This is a genomic window from Streptomyces sp. NBC_00247, assembly GCF_036188265.1.
Lineage (GTDB): Bacteria > Actinomycetota > Actinomycetes > Streptomycetales > Streptomycetaceae > Streptomyces.
This window is the reverse complement of record NZ_CP108093.1, coordinates 4,405,592-4,428,303: the sequence shown is the minus strand read 5'-3', so window position 1 is coordinate 4,428,303 and position 22,712 is coordinate 4,405,592. Positions and strand designations below refer to the sequence as shown.

18 protein-coding genes, 1 other RNA gene and 1 pseudogene are annotated in these 22,712 nt (G+C 71.9%); 10 read left to right on the top strand and 10 right to left on the bottom strand.

The features are described from left to right. Positions 1–260: 260 nt before the first annotated feature. Positions 261–1,469, top strand: a complete 1,209-nt coding sequence (locus OHT52_RS19160) for an MFS transporter (protein WP_328723808.1) — start codon at positions 261–263, stop codon at positions 1,467–1,469. A gap of 172 nt (positions 1,470–1,641) precedes the next feature. Next, positions 1,642–2,874 carry an alginate lyase family protein gene (locus OHT52_RS19155; protein ID WP_328721408.1) on the top strand — a complete coding sequence of 411 codons (1,233 nt, stop codon included), beginning with the start codon at positions 1,642–1,644 and terminating at the stop codon, positions 2,872–2,874. A 69-nt stretch (positions 2,875–2,943) separates the two neighbouring features. Here the strand turns inward: OHT52_RS19155 and OHT52_RS19150 are convergent, their stop codons facing one another. Next, positions 2,944–3,168 carry a hypothetical protein gene (locus OHT52_RS19150; protein WP_328721407.1) on the bottom strand — a complete coding sequence of 75 codons (225 nt, stop codon included), beginning with the start codon at positions 3,166–3,168 and terminating at the stop codon, positions 2,944–2,946. On the opposite strand from OHT52_RS19150, the pseudogene OHT52_RS31525 reads away from it, so the two are divergent. Continuing rightward, positions 3,067–3,677: pseudogene (locus OHT52_RS31525) on the top strand (DUF5753 domain-containing protein). The gene OHT52_RS19150 and the pseudogene OHT52_RS31525 overlap by 102 nt on opposite strands. A 66-nt stretch (positions 3,678–3,743) precedes the next feature. Continuing rightward, positions 3,744–3,884: a hypothetical protein gene (locus tag OHT52_RS19135; protein WP_328721406.1), complete on the top strand. Its 141-nt coding sequence runs from the start codon at positions 3,744–3,746 to the stop codon at positions 3,882–3,884. A gap of 101 nt (positions 3,885–3,985) precedes the next feature. On the opposite strand, the gene ssrA is transcribed toward OHT52_RS19135, so the two are convergent. The 5 genes from ssrA to ftsE all read right to left on the bottom strand — a co-directional run bounded on the left by ssrA (position 3,986) and on the right by ftsE (position 8,160). Then, positions 3,986–4,372: a transfer-messenger RNA gene (gene ssrA / locus OHT52_RS19130) on the bottom strand. A 155-nt stretch (positions 4,373–4,527) separates the two neighbouring features. Then, positions 4,528–5,016, bottom strand: a complete 489-nt coding sequence (gene smpB, locus OHT52_RS19125) for an SsrA-binding protein SmpB (RefSeq protein WP_327176063.1) — start codon at positions 5,014–5,016, stop codon at positions 4,528–4,530. An 18-nt stretch (positions 5,017–5,034) separates the two neighbouring features. Next, the gene (locus OHT52_RS19120) at positions 5,035–6,222 is read right to left on the bottom strand and encodes a S41 family peptidase (protein ID WP_328721405.1); all 1,188 of its coding nucleotides are present in this window, start codon (positions 6,220–6,222) and stop codon (positions 5,035–5,037) included. A 282-nt stretch (positions 6,223–6,504) separates the two neighbouring features. Then, positions 6,505–7,422, bottom strand: coding sequence for a permease-like cell division protein FtsX (ftsX, locus tag OHT52_RS19115; protein WP_328721404.1), 918 nt, complete (start codon positions 7,420–7,422; stop codon positions 6,505–6,507). A 48-nt stretch (positions 7,423–7,470) separates the two neighbouring features. After that, positions 7,471–8,160 (bottom strand): cell division ATP-binding protein FtsE, encoded by a 690-nt coding sequence (ftsE, locus tag OHT52_RS19110; RefSeq protein ID WP_328721403.1) that lies wholly within the window; start codon positions 8,158–8,160, stop codon positions 7,471–7,473. Between the two features lie 398 nt (positions 8,161–8,558). Between ftsE and OHT52_RS19105 the strand changes: the two genes are divergently transcribed. Next, on the top strand, positions 8,559–8,756 hold the full coding sequence (locus tag OHT52_RS19105) for a hypothetical protein (protein ID WP_328721402.1): 198 nt from the start codon (positions 8,559–8,561) through the stop codon (positions 8,754–8,756). Between the two features lie 186 nt (positions 8,757–8,942). On the opposite strand, the gene OHT52_RS19100 is transcribed toward OHT52_RS19105, so the two are convergent. The 4 genes from OHT52_RS19100 to OHT52_RS19085 all read right to left on the bottom strand — a co-directional run bounded on the left by OHT52_RS19100 (position 8,943) and on the right by OHT52_RS19085 (position 14,705). Continuing rightward, positions 8,943–9,791: a hypothetical protein gene (locus OHT52_RS19100; RefSeq protein ID WP_328721401.1), complete on the bottom strand. Its 849-nt coding sequence runs from the start codon at positions 9,789–9,791 to the stop codon at positions 8,943–8,945. A gap of 380 nt (positions 9,792–10,171) precedes the next feature. Further along, positions 10,172–11,278, bottom strand: coding sequence for a peptide chain release factor 2 (gene prfB, locus OHT52_RS19095; protein ID WP_328721400.1), 1,107 nt, complete (start codon positions 11,276–11,278; stop codon positions 10,172–10,174). A 212-nt stretch (positions 11,279–11,490) separates the two neighbouring features. Beyond that, a complete protein-coding gene (locus OHT52_RS19090; protein ID WP_328721399.1) occupies positions 11,491–12,732 on the bottom strand; it encodes a serine/threonine-protein kinase in 1,242 nt (413 codons plus the stop codon). 251 nt (positions 12,733–12,983) lie between these two features. After that, positions 12,984–14,705, bottom strand: coding sequence for a serine/threonine-protein kinase (locus OHT52_RS19085; RefSeq protein ID WP_328721398.1), 1,722 nt, complete (start codon positions 14,703–14,705; stop codon positions 12,984–12,986). A 494-nt stretch (positions 14,706–15,199) separates the two neighbouring features. Here OHT52_RS19085 and OHT52_RS19080 point away from each other — a divergent pair, with 494 nt between their 5' ends. The 5 genes from OHT52_RS19080 to OHT52_RS19060 all read left to right on the top strand — a co-directional run bounded on the left by OHT52_RS19080 (position 15,200) and on the right by OHT52_RS19060 (position 22,707). Next, positions 15,200–18,529 (top strand): FHA domain-containing protein, encoded by a 3,330-nt coding sequence (locus OHT52_RS19080; RefSeq protein WP_328723806.1) that lies wholly within the window; start codon positions 15,200–15,202, stop codon positions 18,527–18,529. Between the two features lie 231 nt (positions 18,530–18,760). Continuing rightward, positions 18,761–20,137, top strand: a complete 1,377-nt coding sequence (locus tag OHT52_RS19075) for an ABC transporter substrate-binding protein (protein WP_328721397.1) — start codon at positions 18,761–18,763, stop codon at positions 20,135–20,137. Between the two features lie 4 nt (positions 20,138–20,141). Continuing rightward, the gene (locus OHT52_RS19070; RefSeq protein WP_443046612.1) at positions 20,142–21,518 is read left to right on the top strand and encodes a carbohydrate ABC transporter permease; all 1,377 of its coding nucleotides are present in this window, start codon (positions 20,142–20,144) and stop codon (positions 21,516–21,518) included. Next, positions 21,515–22,420 (top strand): carbohydrate ABC transporter permease, encoded by a 906-nt coding sequence (locus OHT52_RS19065; RefSeq protein ID WP_328721396.1) that lies wholly within the window; start codon positions 21,515–21,517, stop codon positions 22,418–22,420. Before OHT52_RS19070 ends, OHT52_RS19065 begins: the two co-directional genes overlap by 4 nt. Further along, the gene (locus OHT52_RS19060; RefSeq protein WP_443046611.1) at positions 22,417–22,707 is read left to right on the top strand and encodes a hypothetical protein; all 291 of its coding nucleotides are present in this window, start codon (positions 22,417–22,419) and stop codon (positions 22,705–22,707) included. The genes OHT52_RS19065 and OHT52_RS19060 overlap by 4 nt, the downstream gene beginning before the upstream one ends. Positions 22,708–22,712 lie beyond the last annotated feature (5 nt).

The following is a 22,712-nucleotide window of genomic DNA, read 5'->3' as shown; positions in this document are numbered from 1 at the left end:
CGGGGAAATCTACAACACAGGTGCGTGAATCGGGCCGGAGCCGGTGTTGGACCGGACGACGGAGGGCGGCCGAGACTGCCAGGGTGCCGAATCCTGCCCCCGCCACCACTCCCGCCCCACCCTGCCCCTCCCCCTCTCCCGCCCCCTCCCCCTCCCCCTCCCCCTCTCCCGCCTCCCCCGGGTCCCCCGGGTCCCCCGGGGCCCCCGGGGCCCCCCGGGCCGCCGCGTCCGCCGCGTCTGCCGCGTCTGCCGCGCCCGCGATACCCGGGCGGCCCGCACCCGGCAGCGCGTATCTGCGACTGCTCCGCACCCCGGGCGCCCGCGCCTTCACGGCGGGGAACCTGCTCGCCCGGCTGCCGATGGGGATGTTCAGCGTCAGCGCGGTGCTGATGATCGCCGGGTCGCGGGGCTCGTACGCCCTGGCAGGAGCGGTGACCGCGACGGGCCTGGTCGCGACGGCGGTGGTGGCGCCCCTGACGGCCCGACTGGTCGACCGGTACGGCCAGGCCCGGATCGCGGTGCCCGCAACCGCTCTCGCCGCGTCCGGAGCCCTCGTCCTGGCGCTCTGCGTCCGCCTCGACGCCCCCGCCTGGACCCTCTTCGTCGCGTACTCCGCCACGGCCACCGCCCCCAACACGGGAGGGATGTCCCGGGCCCGCTGGTCGCATCTGCTCCGGAACGACCCGGCCGCCCTGCACACCGCCAACTCCTTCGAACAGGCCGCCGACGAACTCTGCTTCATGCTCGGCCCGGTCCTCGCCGCCACTGCCTGCGGCACCCTCTTCCCGGAGGCGGGCACGGTCACGGGGGCGGTGCTGATGACGACCGGCATCCTGATCTTCGCGGCCCAGCGCTCCACGGAGCCGCCGGTCGCTCCCCGTACGGTCCGGACGCGCTCCCCGTTCCGCTCCCCGGGCATGCCCGCCCTGCTCGCGGTCTTCCTGGCTACGGGTGCGGTCTTCGGCACGATGGAGGTCGTCTCGATCGCGCACGCCGGGGGCGCCGTCCTCGCCCTCCAGGCCACCGGCTCCTGCGTGGCCGGTCTGCTCTACGGAGCGCTGCGCCCGGCACGTAACCTCTCCGGACGACTGGTGGCCTGCCTCGCCGCGATGACCGCGCTGATGTGTCTGCCGCTGCTGGCGGTCGCCACCACCGGCTCGCTCCTCGCCCTCGGGCTCTGTCTGCTGGCGGCGGGGGCGGCCACCGCGCCGACCATGGTGACCGGCATGACGCTGGTCCAACGCCTCACCCCGGCGGCCCAGTTGAATGAGGGCATGACGCTCGCGGTGACCGCGCTGCTCGGCGGTGTCGCCGCGGGATCGGCCACCGGCGGGTGGCTGGTGGAGCACGGCGGCACGATCCCCGGGTACGCCGCTCCCGCCTGCGCCGCCGGACTCGCGCTCGTGGTCTCGGCCCTCGGGACGGGGCGGGCGGGCCGCAGGAAGCGGACCGACGTCCCCACCAGCTGAACTACCAGCCGACCCACACAGGGGCGATCGAGTTCACGTACATGAACATTGGCTGAGCTGGGGGTCTGTCGGGCGGTCTTGACGGCTTTCTGGTCTGTACCTATGGTCACCGGCCAGCAGGCGTGTTCAACCCCCAGTGCTTCGTTCACGTACGAGAACGGATGGCCCCCACATGCCAGTTCCCCCCGCACCCGTCCAGGCGGTCCGCCGCCGCCCCGGGCGTCCCGCCCTCCTCCTCACCGTGGCCGCCGCGACCGCCGCACTCGTCGTCGGCTTCCTCTCCGGTCCGGGCGCCCCGCGCGCCGAGGCCGCACCGGCCACCTTCACCCACCCCGGAGTCGCCGTCTCCCAGGATCAGCTGGACTTCGCCCGCGCCAAGGTCAACGCCGGCGCGCAGCCCTGGAAGGGCGCGTACGACCAGATGATGGCGAGCGGTTACGCGAGCCTGAGCCGCACCGCCAAGCCTCGCGCGACCGTCGAGTGCGGCTCGTACTCCAATCCCAACAACGGCTGTACGGACGAGCGCGAGGACGCCATCGCCGCGTACACCGACGCGCTCGCCTGGTACATCACCCGCGACGAGCGGTACGCGAAGAAGTCCATCGAGCTGATGGACGCCTGGTCGGCGACGATCACCAGCCACACCAACAGCAACGCCCCGCTGCAGACCGGCTGGGCGGGCTCCTCGTGGCCCAAGGCCGCCGAGATCATCACGTACACGTACACCGGGACGTGGCCCAACTCCGCCCGCTTCTCGACCATGTTGCGCAACGTCTACCTGCCGCAGGTCATCAACGGCTCGAACTCCAACGGCAACTGGGAGCTGTCGATGATGGAGGCGGCCGTCGGCATCTCCGTCTTCCTGGAGGACAAGACCTCCTACGACAAGGCGCTCGCGAAGTTCCGCACCCGCACGGCGGCGTACGTCTACCTCGCCTCGGACGGCACGGTGCCCAAGACCGTGCCGAGCCAGAACCTCGACACCACCGCGAAGATCGTCAGCTACTGGCAGGGCCAGTCCACTTTCGTCACCGGGCTCACCCAGGAAACGTGCCGCGACTTCACGCACACCGGATACGGCATCTCGGCCATCTCCCACATCGCGGAGACCAGCCGCATCCAGGGCCAGGACCTCTACGGCACGGACGTCGGCGAGCGGCTGCGCCAGGCCCTCGGTTTCCAGTCCAAGTACCAGCGCGGCGAGGCCGTCCCGAGCTGGCTCTGCGGCGGCTCGCTGAACCTGGGCCTCGGCCCCGTCACCGAGGTCGGCTACAACGCCCTGCACAACCGCCTGGGCATCGCGATGACCAACACGCAGGCCCTGACCGAGCAGAACCGCCCGGCCGGCAGCAACAACCTCTTCGTGGCCTGGGAGACCCTGACCCACGGGGACAACCCGAGCTGATCCACCGCCCGTCCGGTGCGGTGACCCGAAGGCGACAGGGTCTGCGGGCGTGGGCCTCATACCCACCGCCTACGCCCGCTCTCTGATCCGGGCCGCCGGTTCGCGGACCAGTTCGGCCGAGGCTCCACCGAGCTGCACCAGCGGCTTGTCGGTGATGGTGGGGAAGTCGCCCCGCGGCGAAGGAAGGGCGATGTGGGCGAGCTTCAGCGCCTCGGCCAGGTCACGGGCGGCGAGGTCGCCTTCCTTGAGCGCGTCGCCGTTCGTCGACGGGGTGAACGGGTCTGTCTGCTCCACACCCGCCACATCATCACGGCAGGTCCCGCGGTCCTCCCGCCCGGACACGCGGACTCGTTGATCGAGGTGCGGAGGGAGCGCCGGTCCATCCTGGACGGCGAACACCCGCCGAGGATCTGGGCGATCGTGACCGAGGGCGCTCTGCGGCGGATCGTCGGCGGACGCACGGTGATGCTCGACCAGCTCCACCATCTGACCCGGCTGACCCGGCTGACCCGGCTGGCCGAACGCCGCAACATCACGCTCCACGTGCTGCTGTTCGACGCGGGAGCGCATGCGGGAGTTCAAAGCCCCTTCGTGCTCTTCGACTTTCCGGCGGAACCCAGCATCGCCTGTGTGGAAATCCGACCGGAACACTGTTCATGGATCAGTCCGGGCAGCTCGACGCTTTCTCCGACGCCTTCGACAACCTCCGGGCGAGCGCCCTGAGCCCTGCCGATTCACTGACGCGCATCACCGAGATCATGCCGTTCATGCGCACCGAACAGGACAAGAGGAACACATCATGACCACCACTCCCACCGTCGTCGGCCCCTTCGTCAAGGCCACGGCAGAGGGGCCGGCAGGGCGACTGCGTGGAGGTGGCTCCGCTCTCCCACGGCGGCCGGGCGGCCCGCGACAACATGGACCAGCACGGCCCCCAGCTCCACTTCACCGCGCTCTCCCAGGGCCCGCCGGGCCTGGACGACCCGGTGGACGAGCTGTCCCGGCTCTGAATCCGACGTCCTGATCCGGATCTCCACGGAAGAAATCCGGATCTCCACGGAAAAAACCTCTGCCCCGCGAGCGAACTCGCGGGGCAGAGGTTTACATGGGGTTGTGGAGATGGCGGGAATCGAACCCGCGTCCAACGGTGCGGAACCAGGGCTTCTCCGAGTGCAGTTCGCTACGCTTTTCTCAGCCCCGGAGGTCACGCGAACAAGCCTCCGACAGGCTCAGTCACTGTTTGATTTCCTTCTAGGCCCCGTGACCGGGCTTAGAAGTTTAGATCCCTTAGTGATGCCAGGATCCGGGTCGGGACCACCCCCGGGCTGACACTCCGCAGAGTCTTCGCTAGCTGCTAATTAGGCAGCGAGAGCGAAGGCGGAGGAATCGCGCTTGGAATTGGCGATTATTGTTTGCGACATATGGTTTACGAGATCATTGCCGCTTCCTCGACTCGCTTCCCCTGCTTCGACATCCGCTGTCGAAACCGATCATCCCCATGTTGATTTTTCAATACGCGCACCCTCGCTGGGGTGCACGGCCCATCGTACGTGACCAACGCCGGACGATGCCAGCGTATTCCCACCGGTCACCCTTCCCCTCTGCCCGGGACCGCGCCCCACGAACCCGCCGGAGGCCCGGAGTGCGGGCCTCTCACGCGCTGCGCTGCCGGCGGCGGGCCGCCGAGATGGCGCGGTTGGTCTCGCGGGTGTCCTGCTTCTCGCGGAGCGTCTGGCGCTTGTCGTACTCCTTCTTGCCCTTCGCGAGGGCGATCTCGACCTTGACCCGGCCGTCCTTGAAGTACAGGGCGAGCGGGACGATGGTGTGCCCGGTCTCCTTGGACTTCGACTCCAGCTTGTCGATCTCGGCCCGGTGCATCAGCAGCTTCCGCTTGCGCTTCGCCGCGTGGTTGGTCCAGGTGCCCTGGACGTACTCGGGTACGTGGATGTTGTGCAGCCACGCCTCGTGCTGGTCGATCTGGACGAAGCCGTCCACCAGCGAGGCCCTGCCCATCCGCAGGGACTTCACCTCGGTACCCATGAGCACGAGCCCGCACTCGTAGGTGTCGATGATGTGGTAGTCGTGCCGCGCCTTCTTGTTCTGCGCGATCATCTTGCGCCCGGTGTCTTTTTCCTTGGCCATAGTGCGGTCATTTTCGCACTACGACCCACCCCCGAGGCCACTCAATACCGTCTCGGCCCGATCCAGGGCCTCCGTGCCGACCACCACGTCCGGGGTGATCCCCCGGCCCTCCACCCCCTTGCCGCCCGGCGTGCGGTACTGCCCGACGGTCAGCTCCGCCACCGCGCCGTCCGGCAGCTCGCTCGGCATCTGCACCGAACCCTTGCCGAAGGTGGGCGAACCGACGGTGACCGCGCGGCCCCGGTCCTGGAGCGCACCGGTCAGCAGCTCGGCCGCGCTCATCGTGCCGCCGTCGACGAGCACCACGAGCGGCCGCGTCGTGTCGCCGCCCGCGTCCGCGTACAGGGCGTGCTGCTCCCCCTGCACGTCGTACGTGGCGACCAGCCCGCCGTCCAGGAACGCGGAGGCCGCGACGACCGCCTCGCCGACCAGGCCGCCGCGGTTGGCGCGCAGGTCCAGCAGGATTCCGGCGTCACCGGGGGCGGACCGGACCGCGTCGCGGATCTCGCCGCCCGCGCCCCGGGTGAAGGCCGTCGCCTTGATCAGCACGGTGGAGGTGGGTCCGGTACCGAGCCGGCGCACGGTGACGGGCTCGGTGGTGAGCCGGGCGCGGTGCAGGAACTCCGTCCGGGCGCGCCCGCCCCGCTCCAGACCGAGGACGACCGAGGACCCGGCCTTCTCGTGCGTACCGTCCCCGCGCAGCTGGGCCACGACCTCGGCGACGGGGCGCCCCTGGGTCCGGTCGCCGTCCACGGTGGTGAGCACGTCGTCGGCGCGGATGCCCGCCCGGTCGGCGGGGCCCCCGGGCTCGACCCGGGCCACCCGCACCCGGCCGTCGGCGGTCCGGCGGGCCGAGAGGCCGACGCCGGTGTACGAGCCGTCGAGCGCCTGCTCGAACTCCTTGTACTCGCGCTCGTCGTAGACCGCGCCCCAGCGGTCGCCGCTGCGGCTGACGAGATCCTCGGCGGCCTGGGTGGCGGACTTCCCGTCCGCGGCGGCCCCGGCGGCGGCCGCCGCCAACTCCTGGCGGTCGACGGGGACGAGGGAGGCGGCGGCCGGGCGTGTCCGCGTGTCGGCGCTGGCCGGCTCGTCGCGCGGAAGCGATCCGGTGGCCGCACCGGTGGCGAGCACTCCGGCGAACACCAACGTCAAAGCCGCCCCGCGGCGCAGGCCGCGGGGCCCGTACCGGTACAAGGGCCCCTGCATGGCAGCGAGTCTAGGCCGTGTCCGCCCCTTCTCGTCGGATAAGCGGGCGGAGTCCGGTGCGGTGCATCGCAAGGCGGAGGCACGCCCGCGTACTTGGATGTACACGGGCGGTCCGGCAACGCCGCCGGGCCGTGTCCGGCCAGGTGCGTCGGATCACCGTGGGCAGGCACGACCCAGGTGCCGTGCCGGGCGCCGCCCGCCCGACGGGAAGGGGCATACACGGCCCAGGACGAACCCCCTGTGCCGCACGGGGGCTTCACCGTGCGGCACAGGGGGCGCATGTCACACCTTGAGGTACTTGCGGAGCGCGAAGAGCGCCGCGACCGCGGGCATCAGCAGCCCGATCGCGAGGACCAGCGGCAGTTTGGTGATGACCGCGTCCCAGCCGATGAAGTCGATCAGGTTCAGCTTGCTCTGCAGGGAGAGGCCGGCGTCGATGAGGAAGTAGCGGGCGCCTATCAGCAGAACACAGGCCAGCAGACCGCCGATCAGCCCGGCGAAGGCCGCTTCCATGATGAACGGCATCTGGATGTAGAAGCCCGAGGCGCCGACGAGCCGCATGATGCCGGTCTCGCGTCTGCGGCTGAACGCCGACACCCGTACGGTGTTGACGATCAGCATCAACGCGATGACGAGCATCAGCGCCATGACGAACAGGGCGGCGACGTTCATGCCGTTCATCAACTCGAAGAGGTTGTCCAGGATCGATCTCTGGTCCTGGACGGACTGCACCCCGGCTCTTCCCGCGAAGGCGGTGGCGACGACCTTGTACTTCTCCGGGTCCTTGAGCTTGACGCGGAAGGACTCCTGCATCTGGTCGGGCGTGATGTTGCCCGCCATCGCGGTGTCGCCGAACTGGTCCTGGTAGTGCTTGTACGCCTGGTCGACCGTCTCGAAGGTGACGGTGTCGACGGCCGCCATCTTCTTGAGGTCCGCGTCGATCTCCTTCTTCTGCGCGTCCGTCACGGCACCGTTGGAACACTTGGGCATGTCCAGGGCGTCGTTCTTGTTGCACAGGAAGATGGAGACGTTGACCTTGTCGTACCAGTAGTCCTTCATCGTGCTGACCTGCTCGCGGAGCAGCAGCGCGCCGCCGAACAGGGCGAGCGAGAGGGCGACGGAGACCACGACGGCGAAGGTCATCGTGAGGTTGCGCCGGAGGCCGACGCCGATCTCCGACAGGACGAACTGGGCGCGCATGGCGTCCTTTCAGTACTCGATGCTCAGATGCTCAGTGCTGGTGGCCGCTCAGTGCTGGTAGCCGTAGACGCCGCGCGTCTGGTCCCGCACGAGACGGCCCTGTTCCAGCTCGATGACGCGCTTGCGCATCTGGTCGACGATGTTCTGGTCGTGGGTGGCCATGATCACGGTGGTGCCGGTCCGGTTGATCCGGTCCAGCAGCTTCATGATGCCCACGGAGGTCTGCGGGTCGAGGTTGCCGGTCGGTTCGTCGGCGATCAGCAGCATCGGCCGGTTGACGAACGCCCGCGCGATGGCGACGCGCTGCTGCTCACCGCCGGAGAGCTCGCCGGGCATGCGGTCTTCCTTGCCGCCGAGTCCCACGAGGTCGAGCACCTGCGGCACGGCCTTGCGGATCTCACCGCGCGGCTTGCCGATGACCTCCTGCGCGAAGGCCACGTTCTCGGCGACGGTCTTGTTGGGGAGGAGGCGGAAGTCCTGGAAGACGTTGCCCAGTTGACGGCGCATCTGGGGCACTTTCCAGTTGGACAGGCGCGACAGGTCCTTGCCGAGCACATGGACCGTGCCCTGACTCGCGCGCTCCTCACGGAGGATCAGGCGCATGAAGGTGGACTTGCCGGAGCCCGAGGAGCCCACCAGGAAGACGAACTCGCCCTTCTCGATCTCCAGGGAGATATCGCGCAGCGCGGGGCGACTCTGCTTCGGGTAGGTCTTCGAGACGTTGTCGAATCGGATCACGGAGGCACCATGGTCGGCCGGGAGTATGTGTGCGTGACCCTACGCGAATGCTCCCCGGGCGCGCAGGCGGCGTCTACGGATGGGTGATTTATGCCGGAACATGAGCCGGAGGGTGTCGGCGGGGGGCCGCCGCGCGGAACGCGCGGACGCCCTCCGCACCCTCTCGGCGACAGCGCGTGACCCCGAACGCGCCCGCGTGCGGCGCACTGGTCTCCCGCACGCGGTGCGTTCTTCCCGTCCACCCCGGCGAGCCGCGCCGAATGTCGCCGGAGCTGGCACAGTGGTAGGGGGAACGGTCACGCTCCCCGGAGCGTTGTGCGGACGGACGGCCGGCCGGGCGCGAGAGTACGGCCGAGGGCGGCCGAGGACGGTTCCGCCGCGCGGGAGGAGGAGTGCGCATGACCTACGACAGACTGGTGTGCGCGAACTGTGCGGCGCCGGTGAACGAGGGCCGCTGCCCCGTCTGCCGCGCGAACCGTGAGCGCCTGCGCCGGCAGGACCAGGGCCCCTTCGGCGGGATGAGCCCGGCGCTGCTGATCGCGCTGCTGGTCGTGCTGGTGTGCGCGGTGGCGCTGCTGGCCCAGCAGGTGGCGTAGGGCGGTGGCGTCGAGCCCCGGGTCCGCGCCCTTGAGCCCCGGCCCCTGAAGGCGCCTGGACGCGCCCGTACGGCTCCGAGGGGCGCCGGCCCCCCTTGACCTGGACGGCCGTGAGGGCCCGGGGAGCGGTGAAGCTCTCCCCGGGCCCTCAGCGGTGTTGACGCGCCCTGTCTATGAGCCGGTGGCTCAGACGGCGGTGCGGCCGCCCGCCAGACGCGGCAGGAAGCGGAAGCCGATGCCGCCGGCGATCATCGTCGCGGCACCGAGCAGCAGGAACGTGGTCTCGGCAGCACCGGTCTCGGCGAGCTCGTCCTTGCCCTTGCCCTGCTCGACCGGCTTGTTGCCGACGCTGTCGGTGTCGGTGTTGTTCGACTCGACGCACTCGGCACCGTCGAGGGTGACGGTGCAGGTCTCGTCGGTGCCACCGGTGATCGAGCCACTGTCGGAACCGGTCGAGCCGGTCGAGCCGGTGGTGCCGTTGCCGGTGGTCCCGTTGTCACCCTCGGGCGTCGTCGAGCCGTTGTCACCCTCGGGCGTCGTGGACCCGTTGTCACCCTCGGGCGTCGTCGAGCCGTTGTCACCCTCAGGCGTCGTCGAGCCGTTGTCACCCTCAGGCGTCGTGGACCCGTTGTCACCCTCAGGCGTCGTCGAGCCGTTGTCACCCTCGGGCGTCGTGGACCCGTTGTCACCCTCAGGCGTCGTCGAGCCGTTGTCACCCTCAGGCGTCGTGGACCCGTTGTCACCCTCAGGCGTCGTGGACCCGTTGTCACCCTCGGGCGTCGTCGAGCCGTTGTCACCCTCGGGCGTCGTGGACCCGTTGTCACCCTCAGGCGTCGTCGAGCCGTCCGCACCCTGGTCCACGGCACCCGCGTCGTCGCCGACCTCGGTGCCGTCGTCGCCGCCGTCGACCGCCGCGCCGACGCTGTCGGGCGTGCCGAACGCCTGCGCCGCACCCGCGGCGGTCAGGGAAGCGCCGGCTGCGATGATCGCGCCGGCGGCTATGCGCGCGATACGTACGCGCGTCTTCTTCGTCATCTGCTGCTACCCCCAGTAGCCGATCTCGTCAATGGAGCAGCACGTGTGAGGGACCTGGCTCTGCGGGGTTCGCTCCGAACCGGGCCGCGCTCGTCGCGGTCGCCCGGTCCGCCCCCACTCACACCCGTCCCAGTCATACGCACGCTGCTCCAGCACCCTGACCAGAGTTAAGGATTACGTCAAGAGCGTTCCGGGCGATTGGTGAGCCATTGAGGCTTCTGACGGTTATTCACTGCCCCGACTGTGACGCAATCACCACACCCCCCGGCTCCCGCCCCTCGCGCCACGCGCCTCGGCGCACCCGTGCCACCGCCCGCCCCGGGCACGCGAAAGGGCCCGGGCAGGAATACCGCCCGGGCCCAACTTCCTTACGCGTACGGTTACTTCTCGCCCTGCTTCCGCCAGCGGATGCCCGCCTCGATGAAGCCGTCGATCTCACCGTTGAAGACCGCTTCGGGGTTGCCCATCTCGAAGTCCGTACGGAGGTCCTTGACCATCTGGTACGGGTGCAGGACGTACGAACGCATCTGGTTGCCCCAGGAGTTGCCGCCCTCGCCCTTGAGCGCGTTCATCTTGGCCTGCTCCTCCTGGCGGCGGCGCTCAAGGAGCTTCGCCTGGAGGACGTTCATCGCGGACGCCTTGTTCTGGATCTGCGAGCGCTCGTTCTGGCAGGAGACGACGATGCCGGTCGGCAGGTGGGTCAGCCGCACCGCGGAGTCGGTGGTGTTGACGCCCTGGCCGCCGGGGCCCGAGGAGCGGTACACGTCCACGCGCAGCTCGGACTCGTCGATCTCGACGTGGTCGGTCTTCTCGACGACCGGCAGCACCTCGACGCCCGCGAAGGACGTCTGGCGGCGACCCTGGTTGTCGAAGGGCGAGATCCGGACGAGCCGGTGGGTGCCCTGCTCGACGGAGAGCGTGCCGTAGGCGTACGGAACCTCGATCGCGAAGGTGGTCGACTTGATGCCGGCCTCTTCGGCGTACGCGGTCTCGTAGACCTCGGCCTTGTAGTTGTGCCGCTCGGCCCAGCGCAGGTACATGCGCTGGAGCTTCTCGGCGAAGTCGGCGGCGTCGACGCCACCGGCCTCGGCCCGGATGGTGACCAGGGCCTCACGCGCGTCGTACTCGCCGGAGAGGAGGGTGCGGACCTCCATCTCGTCGAGCGCCTTGCGGACCGAGTCCAGCTCGGCCTCGGCCTCGGCGAGAGCGTCCGCGTCGCCCTCGTCCTGGGCGAGCTCGAAGAGGACGCTGAGGTCGTCGATGCGACCACGCAGCGTCTCGGTCTTGCGGACCTCGGCCTGGAGGTGGGAAAGCTTGCTGGTGATCTTCTGTGCCGCCTCCGGGTCGTCCCAGAGGGACGGCGCCGCCGCCTGCTCCTCGAGCACGGCGATGTCCGCCCTCAGGGAGTCCAGGTCCAGGACGGCCTCGATCGACCCCATGGTGGACGAGAGGGACTTCAGCTCTTCGGAAATATCGACGACTGCCACGGGTCCAGCGTAACGGCTGGACGGGTGAAGCTCGCCCTCCCCCGGCTCCGGGCGCCGTATCCCCTGGTCCGGCACGGCTTCCGGGCCGGTCGGCGACCGGGCCGCCCGGCGGCGGGGGCGGCCCGGGTCGGGGTACCGGCCTCAGGTCGTGTCCAAGCGTGCACGTCGGATCAGCGGGCGGTGGCCGCCCGACGGGAATGGTCCAACCCGGCCTACGGTGCGCCGGGCGCGGAGTTGCCGCCGTCCTGCGGTGTGGCACCCGCGTCGTCGCCGCCGGTGGCCAGCCAGCCGCCCACCGCGACCGCCGCGACGAGCACCACGGTGGCCGCGCCCAGGGTGAGGCGGCGCTTGCGGACGGCGGCGGACTTGTTCCGGGCCGAGCCGGGGCGTGGGCCGGGGGCCCGGGGTGCGCGGGCGGTGCCGAGGGGTCCGCCGGCCAGTTCGTCCGGGCCGGGCACCCGCATGCTGGTGTGGGTGTCCCGGTTGGAGTCGGGGGCCGGTCCGGGGACCAGCGGTACGGCGCCCCGGCGGCGCGGCTCCTCGTCGGCGGGGGTGTACTGCTGCTCGTCGTACTCCGGGCGCAGTTCCGTTTCTTCTTCGCCGGGCTCGTCCACCTCCAGCGGCCCGATGCCCGCCAGCAGCGGCAGCAGCTCCCGCAGCCGACCGCCCAGCTCGCCGGCCCGCAGCCGGGAGGCGGGGGCCTTGGCCAGGCACTGGACGAGCAGCTGCCACAGCTCCTCGGGGATGCCGGGGAGCGGGACGACGGTCTCCGTGACGTGCCGGCGCAGTACCGCGCCGGGGTGGCCGCCGCCGAACGGTGTGAACCCGGCGAGCAGCTCGTAGAGGACGGTCGCGAGGGCGTAGATGTCGACGGCGGCGCGCGGCGGGAGCCCTTCGACGATCTCGGGCGCCAGATAGTCGGGCGTGCCGATGATCCGGGTGGTCCGGGTGCGCAGCGGGGTGTCGATGAGCTTGGCGACACCGAAGTCCGTGAGGAGTGCGGGGTGCGATCCGCCTGGGCCGAGCGGGCCCTCCATGTCGAGCAGGATGTTCTCCGGCTTGACGTCCCGGTGGACCACTCCGGCCGCGTGCGCGGCGGCGAGTCCGTCGGCCACGTCCGCGACGATCGCGACCGCGGCCTCGGGGGCGAGGCGGCGCTCGCGGTCCAGCCGGGTACGCAGGTCGGTGCCGCGCACCAGGCGCATGACCAGGGCGAGGTCGTTGCCGTCGACGACGAGGTCGTGGACGGCGACCACGTGCGGGTGGTCGAGCCCGAGCAGGGCGGTGCGCTCCTGGACGAAGCGGCCCACGAGCTCCTGGTCGGACGCGAGGTCCTCGCGGAGGAGTTTGATGGCGACGGGCCCCTCGGGCCCTTCGCCGAGCCACACCGTTCCGGCGCTGCCGCGCCCCAGGATCTGGTGGGCGGTGTACCGGCTGCCGATATTCCGTGCCAAGACTGCTCCCTCAGCGGCTGGCGGTGAACCCCGGTCGACAAAGTTACGCGGCGAGCGGGGGGTTGCGTGCCCCGGACGGCGCCGACACTCCCCTTCGGGGGCGAAATGCGACGGTAAGGCACCTGAAGGAGTCGACAAAGGTACAGAGTTGATGCAGTGCGGAGACGCTGCCGAGACGGAGCGGAGACCTGGACAGCCCTCAGGGTCCGGGACTCCCGTGCGGGGACTCCCGGACCCTGAGGTGCGGTGGGTCAGGCGCTGCCGCCACCGAGGTCGGAGATCCAGCCCGTCACGGAGCTGATGGCGTCGCCGATCGCCTCCCAGTACCCCTTGCCCTGGTCGACCCAGTCCTGAAGCGGCGTCAGTTCCCAGATGAGCCAGCCCGCGACGATGAGCAGCACGATGGTGAACAGGCAGCCCTTGAGGCAGCCGAGCCCGGGGATCTTCATCGGGTTGGCGCTGCGCTGCCGAGGCGGGCGCGGCTCGCGCGGGGCGGGTGCCTGCGGCTGCTGCGGGGGCGCGTACTGCTGGCGCTGGGGCTGCTGCCGGCCGTACTGCTGGGGCGCGTACTGCTGCGGCTGCTGCTGCTGGGGCTGCTGCTGCTGGGGCGGGTAGTTCTGGTGCTGGGGCTGCTGGTAGCGCTGCGGCTGCTGCTCTTGCCGCGGCGGGTACTGCTGGTGCTGGGGGCGCTGCTGCTGGGGCTGCTGCCGCTGCGGGGGCTGCTGCTGCGGCTGCTGACGCTGGGGGCGGCGGCGCAGCGGGTCGTCGGCGGGGTCGAGGTACTGCACCTGGGTCTGCTCGTTGCGGTCGCGCGCGGCCTGGAGCTGGGACTGCCAGGGGTGTGCGGGGTCCTGCTGCGGCGAGTCGTCCGGGCGCTGCGGCACCGGCGGCAGGACGGCGGTGGGGTCGGCCGCGGGGCCCGAGCCGCCCGGGAACTGCCCGTGCTGCATGACGCTGGTGGCGGCGTTCGGATCGTATCCACCCGCGCCGAACGGGGCGCCGGTGCTCGGCAGCACCTGTGTGGGGTCGGCCGCGCCGGGCGTCTCGGGTACGGGCGCGGGCGCCGGGTCCGGGGCGAGCAGCGCGCCGACACCGTCGGCGGCGGCGATCTGGGTGGAGTTGGCGTGCACGCCGATGCCGGCGGCGACCGTACGCAGTGCCCGTGCCAGGTTCTCGGCGCTGGGCCGCCGGTCCGGGTCCTTGCTGAGGCAGCGCTCGATGACCGTCCACAGGGGTTCGGGCACGGTGGACGGGCGGCGGGGCTCCTCGCTGAGGTGGCGGTGGAGCACCTCCAGCGCGGTGCCTCCGGCGAACGGCGGGCGGCCGGTGACCAGCTCGTACAGCAGGATTCCGGCGCCGTAGATGTCGACGGCGGAGGTCTGCGGGCGGCCCTCGGCGGACTCCGGGGCCACGTACGCGGGCGTGCCCACGAACTCGTGGGTGCGGGTCAGCCCCGGGGAGTCGGCGAGCCGGGCGATGCCGAAGTCGGTCAGCATCGGGCGCATGGTGCCGTCGCGCTCGTCGAGCAGGACGTTGGCGGGCTTCAGGTCGCGGTGGACGACGCCGTCGGCGTGGCTGGCGGCGAGCGCGTCCGCGATCTGGGCGGTGAGCAGGGAGGCGGCGACCGGGGTCAGCGGGCCGTTCTCCCGGAGGTAGCGGTGCAGGTCGGGGCCGTCGACGAGGTCCATGACCAGGGCGAGGAGGTCCCCTTCGACCACCAGGTCGCGGGTGCGCACGATGTTCTCGTGAGTGAGCCGGAGCAGCACGGAGCGCTCCCGCAGGAACCGCATCACCACGTCGGCGTCGTTGGCGAGCTCCTCCTTGAGGACCTTGATCGCCACGGTCTCGCCGGGCTGCCCCGCGACGGCCGCCTCGGCCCCCGCGGTCTCCCGCTGGCGGGCTCGCCAGACGGTGCCCGTGGCGCCGCGTCCGAGCGGCTCTTCGAGCAGGTACTTGCTGCCTACGGGCCGCACGTCATGCGCTCCCTGCTGTTGTGGGGACGGTGGTCGGTAAAGGCCCCACTCTAATGGTGCCGAACCGGCCGCCGAGGGGTCGCGAACGGGCTGTGTTCACGCTGTGACCCGCCGGTTTCCGGCCATTTCCCGGTTGCTCCCGACAGCCGCGCGAACCCTCCCGTGCCCGCTCCGGGAAAGACGCGACGGGCGACCGGCCGGTTGCCCCGGGGCGTCCGTACGTCTGCCCACTGCACGGCCCACTCACGCGGAACTGTCCGAACCCGGGCCAAGCAGGCTCTTTTGCGCCCACACCCGACCAATCAAGATCACTTATGCATGACCCGTGGGCGTGTTGCCGGTGGCAGGTGCGAGGATGCCTCCAGCACGGAACTGCGGGAGCGGGAGTCCTGCGGTACGTGACGACCCGTACCGGACGACGCGTCCGCGCCGGGTGGGGGGCATCACAGGGAGGTCCCCTGCCGGGCAACCCGCAGAAGGGACCGCTGACGGCGATGCAGATCCGGCTGACCGTCCTCGCGCCGCGCACCGGACACGCACCGGCACGCGCGTGCGATGTCCTGCTCACCGCCCCGGCGGGCACGGCGCTCGCCGCCGTGGCCTCGGCCCTCGCTTCGGCGGTCCAGGGCTCCGAGGGGTCACTGGGCGGCGGCGCGGTGATCCTCTTCGCCGGGCGGGAGCGGCTGGACGCCCAGCGCCTCTCGGTCGGCGAGCCGCCGCTGGTCGACGGCGCGGTGCTCTCCCTCCAGTCACCCGGTGAGGACGAGCCGTCCTCGGACGACTCCGTCCCCGCCCGGCTGCACGTGGTCGCGGGCCCCGACGCGGGCGGTGTCCATCTGCTGCACGGCGGCCAGATCCGGATCGGCCGCTCCGCCGACGCGGACGTGCCGCTCGACGACCCCGACGTCTCCCGGCTGCACTGCGCGGTCACGGTCTCCGGCGACGGCCGGGTCACGGTCGCCGACCTCGGCTCCACGAACGGCACCTCGCTGGACGGTGCCGAGATCGGCACCCGGCCGGTCCCGCTGTCCGCGGGCGCCCTGCTGCGGCTCGGCGAGTCCACCCTCCGCCTCACCACCGGCCCCCGCCCCCCGGCGCTGGCGACCGCACCGGACGGCGAGGGGCATCTGCGGGTGGCCCGGCCGGAGGCCGACGGACCGGACCCGGCCCACGGGCACGGGTCGTTCGCCGAGGAGCCCCGGCCGGCCGGCCACGACTCGGCGTTCCGCCAGGAGAACTCCGGCCCGTTCCCCCGGCCCGGTGCGGAGCCGGCCCGGCGCGGCGGCATAAGCGCCTGGGCCCGTCGGCTGGCCGGGGGCCGCGCCGGCCACGAGGCGCAGGAGTCCGAGGCCGTGCCCGCCCCCCGGTCCGTCTCGGGGCACTCGGGGTTCCTGACCCCCTCCGCCCCGGCGGGCACGTGGCCCGACCCCGCGGCGGTGCTGCTGACCGCGCTCGGGCCGGGCCCCCGGCTCTGGGAGCGCGACCCCGGCCACCCGGAGGCGCTGGTCCTCCGGCTCGGCACGACCGACCGGGCGGAGCTGCCCTCGGTGCCGGTGACGGTGGGGCTGCGCGAGGCCGGTTCGCTGGGACTCGCCGGGCCGTGGGAGCGCCTCACCGGGCTGGCCCGCTCGGCGGTCGCCCAGCTCGCGGCCCTGCACTCCCCCACCGACCTGGAGATCGTGCTCATCAGCACGGACCGCAACCGCACGACGGACGAGCGGCGGCACGCCTGGTCCTGGCTGGGGTGGCTGCCGCATCTGCGACCGATGCGCGGACAGGACTGCCGGCTGCTTCTCGCGTACGACCGGGAGCAGGCGGCGGCCCGTACGGCGGAACTGGTCCGCAGGCTGGACGAGAGCCCGCTCGGTCCCGGCTGGCCGCACGCGGGCCGTGACGCGGTGGCCGAGGCCGCCGATGCCTGGACCGGTCCGAACACCGTGCTGGTCGTGGACGGCGATCCCGGGACGGCGGCGCTGCGGGAGACGACCGCACGGCTGGCGGGCGCGGGCGCGGCGGCCGGAATCCATCTGATCTGCCTGGCGGAGACCCCGCCGTCCTCGCCCACCTCCCCGGTCACCGCGACCTACGAGGCCGCCTGCCACGCCTCCCTCGCCTTCCGCGAGTGCGGGGCGGTCGCCATGCTCAGCGGGGACGTCGCGACCGCGCTCCGGCTGCTGCGCACGGCCGGCGGTCAGGTCGCCGGGCACGGCACGGTGGCGACCGTGGACGCCGTGTCGCCGGCTTGGGCGGAACGCTTCGGCCGGGCGCTGGCCCCCCTGCGGGACGAGGGTCCCGGGGCCGCGGCGGACCTCGCGAAGACCGCAGCCCTGCCGCCCTCCTCCCGGCTGCTGGACGAACTGGGCCTGGCCCGGGCCACCCCGGCATCGCTGATGGCCCGCTGGGCGTCGACGGCCGAACGCCAGCCCGGGGCTTCGGTCCGGCCCACGCCCACCCCCGCTCCGGGGCGGCTGCGCGACCCCCGGGACACCCCGAGCCCCGGCCGCACCCTCTCCACGGGCCCGATCCGGACCGCTCCCCTGGTCGGCGGCCAGCGCACCGACTCACCCGACTCGGGCCGCACCCCGTACCCGTCCCGCACCGACTCACCCGACTCCGGCCGCACCCCGTACCCCGGCGCCCCCGACACCCGCACCGACTCCGGCCGCACCCCGTACCCGGCGCCCGTGCCTCCTACGGACTCCGGCCGCACCCCGTACCCCGCGCCCGCACCGGCTTCGGCCGGTGAGGGGGCCGGTGGGCAGGCCGGACGGCCGGTGGTGGTGCTGGGGGCCGGGCCCCGGGGGCCGGTGAGTGTGGACCTCGCCGACGAGGGGCCGCACCTGCTCGTCGAGGGGCCCGCCGGCAGCGGGCGTACCGAACTGCTGCGGGCGGTCGCCGCCTCGCTCGCCTCGGCCGCCCGCCCCGACCGGCTCGGCATCCTGCTGGTGGACGGTGCCGGGGCGGGCGGGGAGAGCGGCGAGCCGGGTGAAGGGCTGCGCCCCTGCACCGAGCTGCCGCACGTCTTCTCGTATCTGTCGGCCTCCGACCCGGTCCGGATGCGCGAGTTCGCCCGTGCGCTCGGCGGCGAGCTGAAGCGCCGCGCCGAACTGCTCGACGGGCTGGACTTCACCGAGTGGCACATCCGCGAGGAGGTCTCCCGGCGGCTCGTCGGCCAGCGTCCGCCGAGCTCTTCCGAGCAGCGCGGGGGCCTCGACACCCCGGCCGCCTCCTCCGCGACCGGCACGCTGCGGCTGCGGACCACCGACCCGCGGGCGGTGGACCCGGGTCCGTCGCCGCTGCCCCGGCTGGTGGTGCTGGCCGACGACTTCGACGCGCTGGTCGCCCCGGCGCTCGGCAGCCCGGGACGGCCGGCCGCCGGGTCCGTGGTGCGGGCGCTGGAGGCCGTGGCGAGGGACGGCGGGAGACTCGGGGTGCATCTGGTGGCGTCCTCGGGCCGCCCGGACCGTACCGAGGACACCGAGCTGGCGCGCGGCGCCCGGCTGCGGATCGTGCTGGACGCGCCGGTGCTGCCGCCCTCGCCGGACGAACCGGCCCCGGGGCGGGGCAGGCTGGGGCATCCGGACGGCCGGGTCACCCCCTTCCAGGGCGGCCGGGTGACGGGCCGCATCCCGCGCACGGCGACCCTGCGTCCGACCGTCGTACCGCTGGAGTGGGAGCGGATGGGCGATCCGCCGACCCGCCGCCCGGTCCGCGAGCTGGGCAACGGTCCGACCGACCTGGCGCTCCTCGCCAGCGCGCTGGAGCGTGCGGCGCGGTCGGTGAACGCCGAACGGCTGCCCCCGCTGCCGCCCGTCTCCTCATGACCTTCGACGATTTCCGGTGTTCTCCCGGTGGACGGACCTGTCCTTCTGCCCCCTGTCCACCAGGTGCGCGTTTCCTCCCGGAACGACGTCACGAGCGGGTCACGATCGTCCGCCCGGCCCCTGCGGCGGTATTGCGGGCGCTCCGCGCACCGGCGTAGGACTTGTGCCCACGGACGACGCGGTAGTCGCACAGCGGCGTGCGGACGCGCGCCGCCGGGAGACGGGGAACACATGCACAGGACCAGACAACTGGGGCGGACGGCGGCGGTGTTCGCCGCGGTGGGCGCACTGGCGCTGACCGGCTGCTCGGGCGATTCGGACGACGGCAAGGACGGCAAGGCCACCGCGGACCCCACCGCGAGTGCGAGCCAGTCGCCCTCGTCGACCGTCGCCTTACCTCGTCTGGACGGTGAGCGGATATCCGTGGCCGCCGTGTGGACGGGCGCGGAACAGCAGAACTTCACCAAGGTCCTGGACGAGTTCGAGAAGCGGACCGGCGCGGAGGTCACCTTCGTCCCCGCGCAGGACCCGATCGTCAACTTCCTCGGTACGAAGATCGCGGGCGGCCAGCCGCCGGACGTGGCGATGATCCCGCAGGTGGGCGCGATCCAGCAGGCGGTGGCGAAGAAGTGGGCCAAGCCCGTCGGCAACGAGGCGCGGGCGCAGCTCGGCCAGAACTACGCGCAGGTCTGGCAGGACCTCGGCGCCGTGGACGGCACCCAGTACGGCGTCTACTACAAGGCCGCCAACAAGTCGCTGGTCTGGTACAACGCCCAGGCGTTCGACAACGCGGGCGCGAGTGAGCCGAAGACCTGGAAGGACTTCCTCACCACCGCCGAGACCGTGTCGGCCTCCGGGATCACCCCGGTATCGGTCGGCGGTGCGGACGGCTGGACCCTCACCGACTGGTTCGAGAACATCTACCTCTCCCAGGCGGGTCCGGAGAAGTACGACCAGCTGGCGAAGCACGAGATCCCGTGGACGGACCCGTCCGTGAAGGACTCGCTCACGACGCTGGCGCAGCTCTTCGGCAAGCCGGAGCTGATCGCGGGCGGCGCGTCCGGGGCGCTCCAGACGGAGTTCCCGGCCTCGGTGACGCAGACCTTCACCGGCGGGGACCAGCCAGAGGCGGCGATGGTCTTCGAGGGCGACTTCGTCGCCGTCAACATCGCGGAGACCGACGCGAAGATCGGTACGGACGCCAAGGTGTTCCCGTTCCCGGCGGTCGGCGCCGATTCCCCGGTGGTGACCGGCGGGGACGCGGCGGTGGCGCTGAAGGACACCGAGGGCGCCCAGGCGCTGCTGACCTTCCTGGCGTCCACGGACGCGGCGAAGATCTCGGCCGGGGCGGGCGGGTTCCTCTCGCCGAACAAGTCCCTGGACCCGGCCGTGTACCCGAACGACGTGCAGCGCACCATGGCCGAAGCGCTGATCGCGGCCGGGGACGGGGTCCGGTTCGACATGTCGGACCAGGCGCCCCAGTCCTTCGGCGGCACGCCGGGCAAGGGCGAGTGGAAGATCCTCCAGGACTTCCTGAAGAGCCCGAAGGACGTGGCGGGGACCCAGCGGGCGCTGGAGTCCGCCGCCGCCGAGGCGTACAAGAGCTGACGCGGTGACGACAGCGACGACGGGGGGCGCCGGTGCGGTGCCCCCCGTCCACCCGGGTCCGCCCGTCCGCCCCCGTAGCGGCCGCTCCGGCCGCGGGGTCACCGGCTCCCGCCGAACCGTCGCGGTGGCGTTCCTGCTGCCCGCGCTGGTGCTGCTGGGCGCGCTGGTGGTCTATCCGATCGCCTACTCCGTCTACCGTTCGTTCCTCGACCAGGCGGGCACCGGTTTCGCCGGGCTCGACAACTACCGGAAGCTGTTCACGGACGACACGATCCGTACGGCGGTCAAGAACAACCTGATCTGGGTGGTCCTCGCGCCCACGGTCTCCACCGCGCTCGGTCTGATCTTCGCGGTGCTGACCGAACGCATCCGGTGGGGCACCGCGTTCAAGCTGGTCGTCTTCATGCCGATGGCGATCTCCATGCTGGCCGCGGGGATCATCTTCCGGCTGGTGTACGACGAGGCCCCGGAGCGCGGGGTCGCCAACGCGGTCTGGGTGGGCGTGCACGACACCTTCGCGAAGTCCGCCGGTTTCCCGAAGGCGCACCCGCTGCCGGTGCACCCGCTGAAGGCGGGAGGCGGCGGGTCCTTCGTCACGGAGACGACGGTGCGGGCCGGTGTCCCGGTGCTGCTGCCGCTGGTCGGAGTCGTACCGGAGAAGATGCCCAAGGACGCGGAGCCGGCCCGTACCCCCGCCCCGGACGGCGACCGGATCACCGGCACCGCCTGGCTGGACTTCACCAGGGGCGGCGGCGGGAAGCCCAACGTGGTCGACCCGAAGGAGCTCGGCCTCAAGGGCATCGAGGTCGAGGCGGTGAGGGGCGGCAAGGTCGTCGCCACCGCCACGGCCGGCGCGGACGGGTCCTTCTCGCTGCCCGCCGCCGCCGAGGGGGCAGTGCTCCGGCTGCCCGCCGACAACTTCCGCGAGCCGTACAACGGGGTCTCCTGGCTCGGCCCGAGCCTGGTCACCCCCGGGATCATCGGCAGCTACGTCTGGATGTGGGCGGGCTTCGCGATGGTGCTCATCGCGGCGGGTCTCGCCGGGCTGCCGCGCGAACTCCTCGAAGCGGCGCGGGTCGACGGGGCGAACGAGTGGCAGGTGTTCCGGCGGATCACCGTGCCGCTGCTGGCACCGGTCCTCGCGGTGGTGCTGGTCACCCTCATGATCAACGTGCTGAAGGTCTTCGACCTGATCTTCATCATCGCGCCGGGCTCCTCCCAGGACGACGCCAACGTCCTCGCCCTCCAGCTGTACCGCTCCTCGTTCGGTACGGACGCGGACCTGGGGGTCGGCAGCGCGATCGCCGTCCTCCTGCTGTTGCTGGTGATCCCGGTGATGGCCTTCAACATCCGGCGGATACGGAAGGAGGGACGCCGATGACGGCCTCGGTCACGACCACCGCGTCCACCACCACGGCCGGGGACGCCGCCCGACCGTCGCTCGCGGTGCGGATCGCCGCGCGCGCGGGCGGCGGGGTGATGCGGGTCTTCCTCGTCCTGGTGGCCCTGTTCTGGCTGATGCCGACGATCGGGCTGCTGCTCTCCTCGCTGCGGGACGGCAAGGACATCGCGGCGAGCGGGTGGTGGCAGGTCTTCACCACCCCCTCCCAACTGACCCTCGACAACTACCAGCACCTGCTGTCGAACCCGGCCATCACCGACTCGCTGCTCTCCACGGTGATGATCACCGTGCCGTCCACGGTCCTGGTGGTGGTGATCGGCTCGTTCGCCGGTTACGCCTTCGCCTGGATGGACTTCCCCGGCCGCGACTGGTGGTTCCTGGTGGTGGTGGGGCTGCTGGTGGTGCCCGTGCAGGTCGCGCTGATCCCGGTCTCCAAGCTCTTCGGCACCCTCGGGATCTTCGAGACCACCCTCGGCGTGGTGCTCTTCCACACGGCCTTCGGGCTGCCGTTCGCGATCTTCCTGCTGCGGAACTTCTTCGCGGAGATCCCGCGCGAGCTCCTGGAGGCCGCCCGGCTCGACGGGGCGGGCGAGATCCGGCTCTTCACCCGGGTCGTCATGCCGCTCGGCGGACCGGCCATCGCCTCGCTCGGGATCTTCCAGTTCCTCTGGGTCTGGAACGACATGCTGGTCGCGCTGATCTTCGCGGACTCGGGTTCCCCGCCGATCACCGTGGCGCTCCAGCAGCAGGTACGCCAGTTCGGCAACAACATCGACGTGCTGGCGCCGGGGGCGTTCGTGTCGATGGTGATCCCGCTGGCGGTGTTCTTCGCCTTCCAGCGGCAGTTCGTGTCGGGGGTGATGGCAGGGGCGGTGAAGTGAACCGCCTCCGTGTCCGGCGTCCCGCCCACGCGGTCGACGGCACGGACCACGGCGTGCGCGACCTGGGGCCGCCGGTCTCGGCGATCGAGCGGCCCCGGACCGACGTGTTCGGGGCCGTGCCGTATCCCACGCTCCACGAGAAGGCGGCGGCGCTGCTGCGCTCCGTGGCCCGCGACCACGCGCTGATCGCCGGCGACGAGCGCACCGCCTGGCTCACCACGCGCGTTCGCCCGGCACCGGCCGGGGTCCCGTGGCGCGCTCTCGCGCGCCCCGCCCCCCTCGCCTGAACCGC